11 protein-coding genes are annotated in these 12,726 nt (G+C 72.8%); 9 read left to right on the top strand and 2 right to left on the bottom strand.

The window, feature by feature from the left end; all coding sequences use genetic code 11:
- Window positions 1-19: 19 nt before the first annotated feature.
- Window positions 20-538, top strand: a complete 519-nt coding sequence (locus OOK31_RS18745; protein ID WP_267088415.1) for a SigE family RNA polymerase sigma factor — start codon at window positions 20-22, stop codon at window positions 536-538.
- Between the two features lie 86 nt (window positions 539-624).
- Window positions 625-1,863, top strand: a complete 1,239-nt coding sequence (locus tag OOK31_RS18740; protein WP_267088414.1) for a hypothetical protein — start codon at window positions 625-627, stop codon at window positions 1,861-1,863.
- A gap of 7 nt (window positions 1,864-1,870) precedes the next feature.
- Here OOK31_RS18740 and OOK31_RS18735 read toward each other — a convergent pair whose 3' ends face one another.
- Window positions 1,871-3,604: a bifunctional 3'-5' exonuclease/DNA polymerase gene (locus OOK31_RS18735; RefSeq protein ID WP_267088413.1), complete on the bottom strand. Its 1,734-nt coding sequence runs from the start codon at window positions 3,602-3,604 to the stop codon at window positions 1,871-1,873.
- Between the two features lie 253 nt (window positions 3,605-3,857).
- Between OOK31_RS18735 and OOK31_RS18730 the strand changes: the two genes are divergently transcribed.
- From OOK31_RS18730 to OOK31_RS18720, 3 genes are all read left to right on the top strand, one after another.
- A complete protein-coding gene (locus OOK31_RS18730) occupies window positions 3,858-5,036 on the top strand; it encodes a DUF2786 domain-containing protein (RefSeq protein WP_267088412.1) in 1,179 nt (392 codons plus the stop codon).
- Between the two features lie 334 nt (window positions 5,037-5,370).
- Complete coding sequence (locus OOK31_RS18725) at window positions 5,371-7,416, top strand: FUSC family protein (RefSeq protein ID WP_267088411.1); 2,046 nt, start codon at window positions 5,371-5,373, stop codon at window positions 7,414-7,416.
- A 117-nt stretch (window positions 7,417-7,533) separates the two neighbouring features.
- The gene (locus tag OOK31_RS18720) at window positions 7,534-7,779 is read left to right on the top strand and encodes a DUF397 domain-containing protein (RefSeq protein WP_267088410.1); all 246 of its coding nucleotides are present in this window, start codon (window positions 7,534-7,536) and stop codon (window positions 7,777-7,779) included.
- A 114-nt stretch (window positions 7,780-7,893) separates the two neighbouring features.
- On the opposite strand, the gene OOK31_RS18715 is transcribed toward OOK31_RS18720, so the two are convergent.
- Window positions 7,894-8,382, bottom strand: coding sequence for an ATP-binding protein (locus OOK31_RS18715; protein WP_267088409.1), 489 nt, complete (start codon window positions 8,380-8,382; stop codon window positions 7,894-7,896).
- A gap of 360 nt (window positions 8,383-8,742) precedes the next feature.
- Here OOK31_RS18715 and OOK31_RS18710 point away from each other — a divergent pair, with 360 nt between their 5' ends.
- From OOK31_RS18710 to OOK31_RS18695, 4 genes are all read left to right on the top strand, one after another.
- The gene (locus OOK31_RS18710) at window positions 8,743-9,621 is read left to right on the top strand and encodes a helix-turn-helix transcriptional regulator (protein WP_267088408.1); all 879 of its coding nucleotides are present in this window, start codon (window positions 8,743-8,745) and stop codon (window positions 9,619-9,621) included.
- A 92-nt stretch (window positions 9,622-9,713) separates the two neighbouring features.
- Window positions 9,714-11,171, top strand: a complete 1,458-nt coding sequence (locus OOK31_RS18705; RefSeq protein WP_267088407.1) for an aldehyde dehydrogenase family protein — start codon at window positions 9,714-9,716, stop codon at window positions 11,169-11,171.
- Between the two features lie 115 nt (window positions 11,172-11,286).
- Window positions 11,287-11,799, top strand: coding sequence for a DinB family protein (locus tag OOK31_RS18700; RefSeq protein WP_267088406.1), 513 nt, complete (start codon window positions 11,287-11,289; stop codon window positions 11,797-11,799).
- A gap of 82 nt (window positions 11,800-11,881) precedes the next feature.
- On the top strand, window positions 11,882-12,640 hold the full coding sequence (locus OOK31_RS18695; RefSeq protein WP_267088405.1) for a MerR family transcriptional regulator: 759 nt from the start codon (window positions 11,882-11,884) through the stop codon (window positions 12,638-12,640).
- The last annotated feature ends 86 nt before the right edge of the window (window positions 12,641-12,726 follow it).

Here is a 12,726-nt window from a genome sequence, read left to right as displayed (position 1 = left end):
CGGACGCGAGGGGGAGTGCATGCGACAGGGCCGCAGAGACGGTTTCCGTGAGTTCGCGGCGGGTAGATCAGGGCACTTGTACCGGTCGGCCTGTCTGCTGGCGAGCGGGGACACGCATCTCGCCGAGGACCTGGTGCAGGAGACCCTGGGGCGGATGTACCTGCTCTGGGGGCGGATCTCACGCGTCGACAACCCGGCCGCGTACGCGCAGACCGTGCTGGTGCGGGTCTTCCTCACCCACCAGCGCCGCCGGTCGGCGGGGGAGCGTCCGGTCGGGGAGTTCCCCGAGCCGGGCGGCCCGCCGACGGTGTCCGGGGCCGATCCGGCGCTGCGGCTGACCCTGCTGGAGGCCCTGGGGCGGCTCGCGCCCAAGGACCGGGCGGTGCTGGTGCTCCGGTACTGGGAGGACCGCAGCGTCGAGGAGACCGCCGACGCGATGAAGGTCAGTTCGGCGGCCGTCCGGACCCGCTCCTCGCGGGCGCTGACCCGGCTGCGCGAGCAGCTGGGCGGCAACCTGGCCGAGTTCGCGGGTCACTGACACCGCCGGCGGCCGACGGGTACTTCGTCGGCCCGCCCCCCTTTGTCGCCCCACCCCTCACCCAGAAGCGGAAGGTTTCGTTTCCTATGCCCTTTGAAGATGAGCTCGGCGAAGCCCTCCGGAACGCGGGGGCCGGATTCACCCCCGACCCCAACGCCCTGGTGGAGGCCGGGGAACGGCGCGGACGGCGGCTGGTGGCCCGCCGCCGGGCCGCCGTCGCCGGCGGATCGGTGCTGGCCCTGGCCTTCGTCGGGTCGGTCGGCGCCTGGAGCGGCGGGCTGTTCGGCCTGGGAGACGGCCCCGCGGACGTCGCCGCGGCGCCGCCCCTGCCGCGCCAGAAGACACCCGCCCCGGATCCGGGCGGCCGGGCCGGCACCGGCGCCGTCACCGGGGCCCAGCTGATCGACGTACTGAAGTCGCTGACCCCGGGCCGGCAGCTGACCGACACCCAGGGCCGGGGCAGCGAGGACTCGGGGATGCTGGCCTCCGGGATCCTCGACGACGGCAAGGGCCGGGCGAGCATGGGCGTCAGCCTCACCCGCATCGACCCCGTCGGCGGGATGGCGCGCGAGATGACCACCTGCCCCGACCGCAAGAACGTCACGTTCGACTCCTGCACCGACGAGACGCTGCCCGACGGCTCCCGGCTGCTCCTCATCCAGGCCTGGGACTACGACGACTCGCGCAGGTCCGTGAAGAACTGGCGGGCCACCCTGGTCACCCCGCAGGGCTTCCTCATCGACGCCAACGAGAACAACGCGCCCCAGGGCAAGCAGGCCAAGCCCACCCGGACCGACCCGCCGCTGAGCATGGCCGAGCTGAAGGCGGTGGTGCTCTCGGACAAGTGGCACCCGGCCCTCAATGACCTGCCCCCCGCGCCCGCCGAGCACGTCCCCGGCAAGAAGGGCGAGCTGGACGCCGAGAACTTCCTGGAACACCTGCTGCGCGCGTACGAGTTCCCGGTCGCCGACCGGGGCGGTGACGGCGGCTACGGGTACGTGGTCCTCGACGACGGCAAGGGCCGCTCGATGATCGAGCTCCGGATCCAGCAGGAGGCGGACTCCAAGGACTTCGCGTCCGGCGCGACCACGCAGCCCCTCGGCGTCAAGATGAAGGTGTCCCAGGGTCCCGCCCAGAACGCCGCCGCGGGCACCGTCAAGTGGACGGTGGACACCCTGCGCTCGAACGGGTACCGCGTCACGGTGACGGCGTACAACTCCCCGAAGCAGGCCGGACCGGCCTCCCGTACGGCCCCGGTGCTCACGCTGGAGCAGCTCAAGGAGGTCGCGCTCAGCCGGCACTGGCAGGAAGAGCTGGGCCGCTGACGCGGGCTCACTTCGCGTCGGCGTAGCACTCCACCACGGCCGTACTGAACGGGAAGCGGACCGGGGTGTCGCCGAAGCAGAGCCGGCCCGCCCGGTCGCCGGCGGCGCGGATCGCCTCCGCGACGGCCGGGGCCTCCTCCTCGGGGCAGTGCACGATGACCTCGTCGTGCTGGAAGAACACCAGCTCGGCCCGCATCCCGGCCGAGGACAGGGACTGGCGCAGCGCCGCCAGCATCAGCAGGGCCCAGTCGGCGGCGCTGCCCTGGACGACGAAGTTGCGCGTGAAGCGGCCGCGCGCCCGGGTGTTGGTGGAGGCGTAGCTCGGGGTCCAGCCGTCCTCGCGGTCCGCCGGGGCGGTCCGGTCGTCCGGGGCGTCCTGCGGGATCCCGGCCTCGCCCGCGCCGTCGTCGTCCTCGGAGGCGGCGGAGCGGGCGGGCGGCGGGCAGGTGCGGCCCAGCCAGGTCCGTACGAGCCGGCCCTCCTCGCCCGCGCGGGCCGCGTCGTCCACGTACGCCACCGCGCGGGGGAAGCGGCGGCGCAGCGCCGCCAGGTTCTTCAGGCCGTCGCCGGAGGTCTGGCCGTAGACGGCGCCGAGGACGGCCAGCTTGGCCTTGTCCCGGTCGCCGGAGAAGGACTGGCGGGAGATCCCCGTGTACAGGTCCTCGGGGCGGCCGGCCACCTCCATGAACGCCGGGTCCCGGGAGATCGCGGCGAGGACGCGCGGCTCCATCTGGTCGGCGTCGGCCACCACGAGGCGCCAGCCCGGATCGGCGACGACGGCCCTGCGGATCACCTTCGGGATCTGCAGGGCCCCGCCGCCGTTGGTGACCCAGCGGCCGGTGAGGGTGCCGCCGGGGATGAACTCGGGGCGGAAACGGCCGTCGTGCACCCAGTCCGCGAGCCAGCTCCAGCCGTGGGCGGTCCAGATCCGGTACAGCTTCTTGTACGCGAGCAGCGGCTCCACGGCCGGGTGGTCGAGCTCCTGGATCTCCCAGCGGCGGGTGGAGCGGAGCTTGACGCCGGTCTCGGCGAAGGCCTTGACCACGTCGGCGGGGAGGTCCGGGCGGACCCGGCGGCCGAACGCGACGGACACCTCGTGCGCCAGCTCGGCCAGGCGGCGGGGCTCCCCCCGGCCCGCGTACCGCTCGCCGAGCAGCTCCGTCAGCAGGGCCCGGTGCACGTCGGCCCGCCAGGGCAGGCCCGCGCGGTGCATCTCGGCGGCGATCAGGAACGCGGCCGACTCGGAGGCGGTGAGCAGCCGCATCCGGTCGGGATGGGCGGTCGCGGCGAGCCGGCGGGCCTGGTCGGCGTGGACCGCGATCAGGGCGTCGAGGGGGACGTGCACGGCGGGGCGGGGGTCGAAGAGGGAGTCCTGGGTACCGGGCTCCGCCGCGCGCGCCGGGGGATCGGCGGGCACCGGGGCGCCGGTGAGGCGGGCCCAGGCGGCGGCCGCCGAGCGGGGCTCGCCGGAGCGGCCCTCGTGACCGAGGAGCAGCAGCTCGGCGTCCTCGACGTCGTAGCAGCGCTCGACGCGGGCGCCGGCGGCGAGCAGGCGGGGGTACACGGCGGCGGTGGACCGCCAGATCCAGCGGGTGCCGGGCGGGGCGGCGCGGATCGCCTCGGCGGGGTCGCGGACCCGGAGCCGGCTGCCGCCGGAGGGGGGTACGGGCGCGGCGTGCCACCACCCGTCGCCGTCCTCGGCGAGGGCCCAGGGGCGGGGGCCGTCGGCTGTCTCGCTCACAGGTGCGAGTGTCCCACCGGGGTCTGACAGCACCCGCACCCCTGGCCGACCGCCCCCGAAAGTCCCACTGCGGGGAGCCCCCGTCAGGTGCGGGTGCGTTGCCGGGGGCCAGCCCCCGGACCCCCGCGCCTCAAACGCCGGCGGGGCTGGATTTTGGCCGGCGCAGCGGGACGAAGCCCGGGAGGCCCGCCAGGGCCGGGCGGTGCGGGGCACGCGTCGAAAAGGTGGGGCGGGGGCATGTCAAGCTGAAGGGGTGAGTGAGTTTGCCGAGATCGTCGACCGGGCCTTCGGGGCCGCCCTCTACGCCCAGGACGACGCCGGGCTCGACACCGGCGCCTCGGTGCTCGCCGCCGAGCCCGCCCGGTGGGCCGGGGTCGGGCGGGAGCTGCTGGCGCGCGGGGAGGCGTACGTGCGCCAGGCCTGGGAGCGGGGCTGGCAGCCCGCCGACGTGCTGCGCCTGGTCCGCCGGGACCTGGAGGAGCTGCACCTCGGGATCACCGCCGACCTGATCGCCGCCGAGGCCCGCCGCTACGCACGGCTCCCCGAGCGGTGGACCGAGGCCGAGGTGTGGTGGACCGGGGACGAGGCGTACGCCGAGCAGCTCGCGCAGCGCGCCAAGGCGGACCGGTTCACGCTGGCCACCGCCGTGCTGGAGGTGTGCCGCCTGCTGATCCGGCTGCCCTCCATCGAGCCCGTCGGCCCGCTGCCCGGCGCCCCGGAGCTCGAGCACGCGCACGCACACATCGAGCCCCGCATGCTGGGCCGGATCCGCGCCCTGCTGGCGAAGGCGGAGGCGACGACGTACCCGGAGGAGGCGGAGGCGCTCAGCGCGAAGGCGCAGGAGCTGATGGCCCGGCACACGGTGGACGAGGCGCTGCTGGCGGTGCGCGGCGGGGGCCCGGCGCAGGTGCCCGGGGCCTGCCGGATCGGGGTGGAGCCCCCGTACGAGGAGGCCAAGGCGGTGCTGCTGGACGCGGTGGCCACCGCCAACCGCTGCCGGGCGGTGTGGAACAGCGGCTTCGAGTTCTCCACGGTGGTCGGCTTCGAGAGCGACCTGGAGGCGGTGGAGCTGCTGTACACCTCGCTGCTCGTGCAGGGCACGGCGGCGATGACGCGGGCGGAGGCCGCGCAGCGGGCCGGCGGACGCAAGCGGACCAAGACCTTCCGGCAGTCCTTCCTGCTCGCCTACGCCAGCCGTCTCGGCCGCCGCCTCGCCGAGACCGCCGAGCACGCCGTGGCCGACGCCCCGGACAACCTGCCGGCCCTGGTGGCGCGGGACGTCGCCGTGACGTCCCGGGCCGACGAGATGTTCCCCCGGACCACGACCACCCGGCTGCGCGGCGCCACCGACCACGCGGGCTGGGAGGACGGCACGGCGGCCGCCGACGCCGCCCACGTAGGGTCCGGGAAGCGGCCTCCGCTGCCCCGTTAGGCCGTCTCTTTCGGATCTTGCCTGACCCGCGCCGCCCGGCACCGCCCCTCGCCGCACTGCCGGAGCACCCAAGTACGTCCAGTACACGGGAGCCCCGGCAGCGCGCCGAGGCTTCCCCTCGGCCCTGCGGGCCTGGGGAGACCCCATGGCACCGGACGACGCGGGCTTAACCGGCAAGATCCGAAAGAGACGGCCCAGCGCGTTGCGGAGCATGGGCGTTCCACCTTTCGGATGACGGTCCCGCCCATGGAAGCGCCCCTGCCCGGTCCCTGACAAATCTGAAGAACCCCTGAAGAACCCTGAAGAACAGGACCAAACGGTTAACCTCGGTGCCATGGGCTGGCTCCGGGCGCTGAAGCACACCGCACGCTCGGGCGTGACGGTCGAGCGGACCCCGCTGGAGCCCCTCATCGCGCTGCGGGCGGCGGCGGGGCTCGCGATCGTCATCGGCGCCGGGCTCGCCCTGTTCGGGCCCGGGGCGGCCGTCAGCTCCGCCTTCGGCGCCTTCATGGCTGCCGTCGCCACCCTCCAGAAGAGCTGGCGTCCGCGCCCCGTCCTCGCCCTCGTCTCCGGCCTGACCCTGGCCGTCTCCACCTTCGTCGGCTACCTGGTCGGCTCCTCGGACACCTGGCTCTTCCTGCTGCTGCTCGCCGTGTGGACCTTCGTGGCGGGGCTGCTGTGGGCCGCCGGTCCCACGGCCGGGATCATCGCCTCCGGCAACGTCGCGATCATGCTGGTCACCGTCACCCTGCCGACCTCCGTCGCGCAGGCCGCCGGGCACGCCGCGATGATCGCCGCCGGCGGCGTGGTCCAGGCCCTGCTGATCGTGCTCTTCCCGGTCCGCCGCTGGGGCGCCCAGCGCGACGCCCTCGCCGACGCGCTCGCCGCCGAGGCCGACTACGCCCGCCGCCTGCGCCACGACCCCGTCTCCTCCTTCGACCCGGCGCCCCTGATGAAGGCCCGCGACGCCGCCGCCGTCACCGTCCGCCAGGCCCGGCGCCGGCCCGCCGAGCTGCACGGGGCGCGCGGGCTCGCCGAGCGGCTCCGGCCCGTGCTGGCCTCGCTCGCCGACCCGGCCGTCGGCGCCCCGGCCGAGGGGCCCGCGCGGGAGCGGGTACGGGGACTGCTGGCCGCCGCCGGGACGGTGCTGGACGCCGCCGCGCACGCCATCCGCCACGGTGACCCCGTACGCCTGCCCGCGCCGGCCCTGGCCGTGCTGAAGGCCCCCGACCTGCCGGAGGTGCTCCAGGGCCCGCCGCTGCGGGCCGCGCGGCGGCTCGCCGCCCTGCTGGACGACGTACTGGAGACCGCCGAGCCGGGCTCCGGGCGCACCGCCGACCCGGCCGAGTCGATGCTGCGGCCCACCGTGCCGGCCCTGGTGCCGCTCGTGATGAAGGCCGTACGGGCCGAGCTGCGGCCCGGCTCGCCGATTCTGCGGCACGCCCTGCGGGTGACGGTGGTGGCCTGCGCGGGCTACCTCATCGGGCACGCGCTGCCGCTCGGGCACGCCTACTGGGCGCCGATGGCCTCGGTGATGGTGATGCGGCCCGACTTCACCCAGACCTGGTCCCGCGCCGTGGCCCGCTTCGCCGGCACCCTGGCCGGCGTCGGGGCCGCCACCGCGATCGTGCAGCTGGCGCAGCCCGGGATGTACCTGTCGGGGCTGCTCGCCGTGGTCAGCGCCGGGCTGATGTACGTACTGATGCGCACCGGGTACGCCGTCGCGCAGGCCTTCGTCTCCGCGTACGTGGTCTTCCTGCTCGGCATGGGCGGCGTCCGCTGGGACCAGACCGTGCCCGACCGGATTGCCCTCACCCTGCTCGGCGGGCTCCTGGCGATGGTGGCGTACGCCCTCTACCCGGCCTGGGAGACCCCGCGGCTGCGCACCCGCCTCGCCGACTGGACGGCGGCCGTCGGGCGGTACGCGGCCGCCGTGCTCGGGCAGTACGCCGACCCGGCCGGGGCCCGCCGCGCGGACGTCCGGGAGGCCCTCCTCGCGACCCGGGACGCCCGGGCCGCCTGGCAGGAGGCCCTGGCCCGGGCGGAGGGGGAGCCGGTGCGCCACCGGGGCCTGTCCCGGGCGGCGGCCGACGGGGCGGCGGAGGCCCTCGCGGCGTTCGGCCGGGGCGCCATGCTCCTGGAGGCCCACCTCCCGGACCGGACGCACGCCCCGGTGCCGGGCGCGGCGGAACTGGCGCGGGCCCTGCGGACGGCGACCGAGACGGGGGCCGAGGAGGTGCGCGAGCGCCGGGTTCCGCGGTGGGAGGGGCTGCGCGCCCTGGTGACCGGCCCGGACACCGTGGAACCGGGGGTGCTGCGCGGTGCGTCGCAGCAGCTGCTGGACTCGCTCGACGAGGTGTCCGAGGCACTTCGGCCCTGACGGTGATGAACAGTGATGAACCGAGCACCGCGCGTGCACGTGCATCTGCCCATGCATGCGCTTATGAACACAGCTATGATCCGGTGCAGTTGACATCTGCACTATCGGGGGCTTCCTGTGGACCACGCGTACAACGGGATGGCAGCTGCAGAACTCGCTTCCTTGTATGGGCTGACCTGGCAGAAGAGCAGACACAGCAACTCGCAGGGATCCTGCGTGGAGTTCGCCAAACTGCCGGGCGGCGACGTCGCGATGCGCAACTCGCGCTTCCCTGACGGACCGGCGCTCGTGTACACGCCGGCCGAGATAGAGGCGCTGCTGCTGGGCGTCAAGGACGGCGAGTTCGATCATCTGATCGGCTGACGGAACAGCGCACCGAAACAGGCCATGCACGTGCACTGGCCGGGACTGATCGAAACGATCAACCCCGGCCAGTTGTCTTGTTCGTACCTGTCTGTCCGCGCGCCCGGCGGAAGGTCAGTCCGCGAGCATGAACAGGGCCCACACGACCTTGCCGGTCAGCCGCCCCGCGAGCGGGTGCCAGCCCCAGTTGTCGCTGTAGGCGTCCACGAGGAAGAGCCCGCGCCCCGACTCCAGGTCGCAGTTCTCGTCGGTCCGCTCCGGTGCGAACGATCCGCCCGGCCGGTCCTCGCTCGGGTCCCGCACCGCGCACACCAGCCGCGTGCTCCACCGCATCAGGTGCAGCCGTACGGCCGCCTCCGGCTCGCCCGCGGAAGAGCGGGCGTCGTCGGGCAGGGCATGGCGAAGCGCGTTGGTGACGAGTTCGGAGACGACCAGCGAGACGTCGTCGAAACGGTCGTCCAGGCCCCACTGCGAGAGGGTCGACCTGGTGAACGACCGCGCGCCCCGCACGGCCTCGAAACGGGCCGGCAGAGCGCAGGAGGCGGACCCGGAGACAGCCGTGGGGTCGACCGGGGGCAGCCCCTGCCGTAACGGCTCGAGCATGGTCGATCCATTCGTCCCCATGCGAGGCACTCCCGGGATTCGCGGACGAAGCGGCGGCATCGTCCAAAGAGAACTGCGGGGTGGGTCCGGCGCCGGCGCGAAGAGCACGCAGGTGCGCGGCACCATCGTTCCGAATGGCGAAGCCGGATGCAAGGGCAGATGCACGTGCACGCGCCGGACCTGTCCACTCCCGTGACGGTTCTTGCTCATTTCTTCCTACGCATACTTACGGACTTCTTTTCCGGGACGCAGGATTCCGTTACAGAACGAGTACGGGCCGATGCGTTTTGGTGGCAGACTGCGGCACCGGGGTACGGGGGCCCCACCGAGGCACGCGCACACCACGCGCACACCATCGCGATGGGGAGGGCAGGACAAGTGACCGCAGAAGCCAGCGGTTCTGTGGTGCGCCGCATCCTCCTGGGCTCACAGCTCAGGCGACTCCGAGAATCCCGCGGCATCACCCGTGAGGCGGCCGGCTACTCGATCCGCGCATCCGAATCGAAGATCAGCCGCTTGGAGTTGGGAAGGGTGAGCTTCAAGGCCAGAGACGTCGAGGACCTCCTCACGCTCTACGGGGTCATGGACGCGGCCGAGCGCGAGTCCCTCCTGGGGCTGGTCCGCGAGGCCAACGCGACGGGCTGGTGGCACAGCTACGGCGACGTGCTGCCCGGCTGGTTCCAGACCTACGTCGGCCTGGAGGGCGCCGCCTCCCTCATCCGCATCTACGAGGTGCAGTTCGTCCACGGCCTGCTCCAGACCGAGGCCTACGCCCACGCCGTCGTCAGCCGCGGCATGCCCGGCGCCTCCACCGCCGAGATCGACCGCCGCGTCGCGCTGCGCCTGGAGCGCCAGAAGGTCCTCGTCTCCGAGAACGCGCCGGTCTTCCACGCCGTCCTCGACGAAGCCGCCCTACGCCGCCCGTACGGCGACCGCGACGTGATGCGGGGGCAGTTGGAACACCTGATCGAGATCAGCCAGCGGCCCAACGTGCAGCTCCAGGTGATGCCCTTCTCCTTCGGCGGCCACGCGGGCGAGAGCGGAGCCTTCACCCTGCTGCGCTTCCCCGAGTCCGACCTCCAGGACATCGTCTATCTGGAACAGCTCACCAGTGCCCTCTACCTGGACAAGGACGAGGAAGTGGCGCAGTACGGAAGGGCGATGCAGCGGCTCCAGGCCGACTGCCCGGATCCCGACAAGACGCGCGATCTCCTGCGTGGACTGCTCCAACTGTCTTGATTCGCACGTAGTATGACGTCTGATCAGTGCATGACGACGACCGATCGGTCTCCGGTGCAGCGCAAGGGTGCGCGCTCGCAGTAAGGGATGGCATGTCCATATTCACCGACCTGGCTCACCAGTACATCGACGGCGAATGGCTGGCCGGCACCGGTTCGTGGGACATCATCGACGTCAACCCGTACAACGGCGAGAAGCTCGCGGCCATCACCGTCGCCACCGTGGAACAGGTGGACCGGGCCTACCGCGCCGCCGAGCGGGCACAGCGGGAGTGGGCCGCCACCGGCCCGTACGCGAGACGCGCCGTCCTGGAGCGGGCCCTGCGGCTGACGGAGGAGCGCCAGAAGGAGATCGTCGAGGCGATGATCGACGAGCTCGGCGGGACCCGTCCCAAGGCCGAGTACGAGGTCCACCTCGCGATGGAGTTCCTGCGCGAGGCGATGCAGCTGGCCGTCCGCCCCGAGGGCCGCATCCTGCCCTCGACGGTCGAGGGCAAGGAGAACCGCGTCCAGCGCCTGCCCGTCGGGGTCGTCGCCGTGATCAGCCCCTTCAACTTCCCCTTCCTGGTGACCCTGAAGTCGGTCGCCCCGGCGCTGGCGCTGGGCAATGCCGTCGTGATCAAGCCGAACCAGAACGCCCCGGTGGCGGGCGGCGGGATCATCGCCAAGCTCTTCGAGGACGCCGGGCTCCCGGCCGGCCTGCTCAACGTGCTGATCACGGACATCGCCGAGATAGGCGACGCGATCCTCACCCACCCCGTCCCGAAGGTGATCTCCTTCGCCGGTTCCGACCGCACCGGCCGGCACGTCGGATCCGTCGCCGCCCGCCACTTCAAGCGGACCGTCCTGGAGCTGAGCGGCAACAGCGCCCTCGTCGTCCTCGACGACGCCGACGTCGACTACGCGGTGGACGCGGCCGTCTTCAGCCGCTTCGTCTTCCAGGGCCAGGTCTGCATGGCCGCCAACCGGATCCTCGTCGACGCCTCCCTGGCCGAGGAGTTCACGGAGAAGTTCACCGCCCGGGTGCGCGCCCTGAAGACCGGCGACCCCCACGAGGCCGACACCCACATCGGCCCGCTCATCAACTCCTTCCAGGCCGACGCCCTGACCTCCCTCGTGGACCGCGCCGTCGAATCCGGCGCCCGGGCCCTCGTACGGGGATCTACGCGCGGCAACCTGGTCGAGCCGACCGTCCTGGCCGGACTCCCCGAGGACTCCCCGCTGCTGGGCCAGGAGATCTTCGGCCCCGTGGCGCTGCTGGTGGTCTTCGACGGCGAGGACGAGGCCGTGCGCCTGACCAACGCCACCCCGTACGGGCTGAGCGGCGCCGTGCACACCCGGGACGTGGAGCGCGGCGTGCGCTTCGCCCAGCGCATCGAGACCGGCATGATCCACGTCAACGACTCCACCATCGGCGACGAGCCGCTCGCGGCCTTCGGCGGGGAGAAGGACTCCGGGCTGGGCCGCCTCAACGGCGAGGCCACGGTCGAGGCCTTCACCACCCAGAAGTGGATCTCGGTCCAGCACGGCCGCACCCAGTTCCCGTTCTGACCCCCGCTTCTGGACACGGGCCGGAGTTGCGGACAGAAGCTGACCGCAAGGCTCCGTAGCGTGGTTCTTGTCAGCAGGACAGCGGCACACCACACCACGCAGAAGGCGGTCGGTCATGGCACACCCCACCCAGGAGATCGAGGGCGACGAGCGCGGGACGCTCCTGCTCTTCGTCGAGGACCAGCGCGCTGCGATCCGCACCGCCGCGGAAGGCGTCACCGAGGAACAGGCCGCGAGCAGCCCCACCGTCAGCGCGCTGTCCCTGTCCGGGCTCGTCAAGCACACGGCCGAGGTGGAGCTCAACTGGCTCCGGCTGGCCCAGCAGCGCGAGAACGAGCACGGCCGCGCCCCGCAGGACTGGCACGAGGGCTTCCGGCTGTCCGGGGACGAGACCCTCAAGTCCGCCCTCGCCTTCTGGGACGACGTCAGGGCGCAGACGGAGGCCTTCGTCACCACCCTGCCCAGCCTGGACGACACCTTCCCGCTGCCGCCGGCGCCCTGGTTCCCGAAGGACGCCCAGGTCTCGGTGCGCTGGATGCTCCTGCACCTGGTGCGCGAGTTCGCCCGCCACGCGGGCCACGCGGACATCATCCGCGAGACCCTGGACGGCACGAAGGCCATGGGCTGATCGGTCCTCCCCGGCGGGGTTGCACCTCACGTGGCGTGAGGATCCACAGTGGGGGTCGTAACCGACCAGAGGAGCGGAAGCGATGGGCTACTCCGTGGGCCAGGTCGCCGGTTTCGCCGGAGTGACGGTGCGCACCCTGCACCACTACGACGAGATCGGCCTGCTCTCCCCGAGCGGGCGCAGCCACGCGGGACACCGGCGGTACGACGACGCCGACCTCGACCGGCTGCAGCGCATCCTGTTCTACCGGGAGCTCGGCTTCCCGCTCGACGAGGTCTCGGTCCTGCTGGACGATCCGGAATCGGACCCGAGGGAGCACCTGCGCCGGCAGCACGCCCTCCTGACCGAACGGATCGCCCGGCTCCAGCAGATGGCCAAGGCCGTGGAGCACGCCATGGAGGCGAAGAAGATGGGGATCAACCTCACGCCGGAGGAGAGGTTCGAGGTCTTCGGGGACAAGGACCCCGGGCAGTACGCCGAGGAGGCCGAGCAGCGCTGGGGGCACACCGACTCCTACGCCGAGTCGCAGCGCCGGGCGGCCTCGTACACCAAGGACGACTGGAAGCGGATGCAGGACCAGGCCGCCGACTGGGGCGCCCGGTACGCCGCGCTGATGGAGGCCGGTGAGCCCGCCGAGGGCGAGGCCGCCATGGACATGGCCGAGGAGCACCGGCTGCACATCAGCACCTGGTTCTACGACTGCCCGTACGAGATGCACACCTGCCTGGGTGACATGTACGTCGCGGACGAGCGCTTCAAGGCCTTCTACGACGGGATGCGGCCGGGTCTCGCCGAGCACCTGCGGGACGCGATCACGGCCAACGCGGTGCGCAAGGTGTGACCGTCCCATAGCCGCGCGTATCCGCGGGCTTCACCGTGCGACCCCCTCCGGGCCCTGGAACCCGGTGGGGGTCGTGTGCGTTGATA

Origin of the sequence: Streptomyces sp. NBC_00249, assembly GCF_026342355.1 — a bacterium.
Lineage (GTDB): Bacteria > Actinomycetota > Actinomycetes > Streptomycetales > Streptomycetaceae > Streptomyces.
This window is presented reverse-complemented; position numbering and strand designations above follow the sequence as displayed.

Coding starts and splice junctions, on each gene's coding strand:
- OOK31_RS18740 (WP_267088414.1), top strand. CDS start 625: ATGCCCTTTGAAGATGAGCTCGGCGAAGCCCTCCGGAACGCGGGGGCC.
- OOK31_RS18745 (WP_267088415.1), top strand. CDS start 20: ATGCGACAGGGCCGCAGAGACGGTTTCCGTGAGTTCGCGGCGGGTAGA.
- OOK31_RS18695 (WP_267088405.1), top strand. CDS start 11,882: ATGGGCTACTCCGTGGGCCAGGTCGCCGGTTTCGCCGGAGTGACGGTG.
- OOK31_RS18715 (WP_267088409.1), bottom strand. CDS start 8,382: ATGCTCGAGCCGTTACGGCAGGGGCTGCCCCCGGTCGACCCCACGGCT.
- OOK31_RS18705 (WP_267088407.1), top strand. CDS start 9,714: ATGTCCATATTCACCGACCTGGCTCACCAGTACATCGACGGCGAATGG.
- OOK31_RS18725 (WP_267088411.1), top strand. CDS start 5,371: ATGGGCTGGCTCCGGGCGCTGAAGCACACCGCACGCTCGGGCGTGACG.
- OOK31_RS18710 (WP_267088408.1), top strand. CDS start 8,743: ATGGGGAGGGCAGGACAAGTGACCGCAGAAGCCAGCGGTTCTGTGGTG.
- OOK31_RS18700 (WP_267088406.1), top strand. CDS start 11,287: ATGGCACACCCCACCCAGGAGATCGAGGGCGACGAGCGCGGGACGCTC.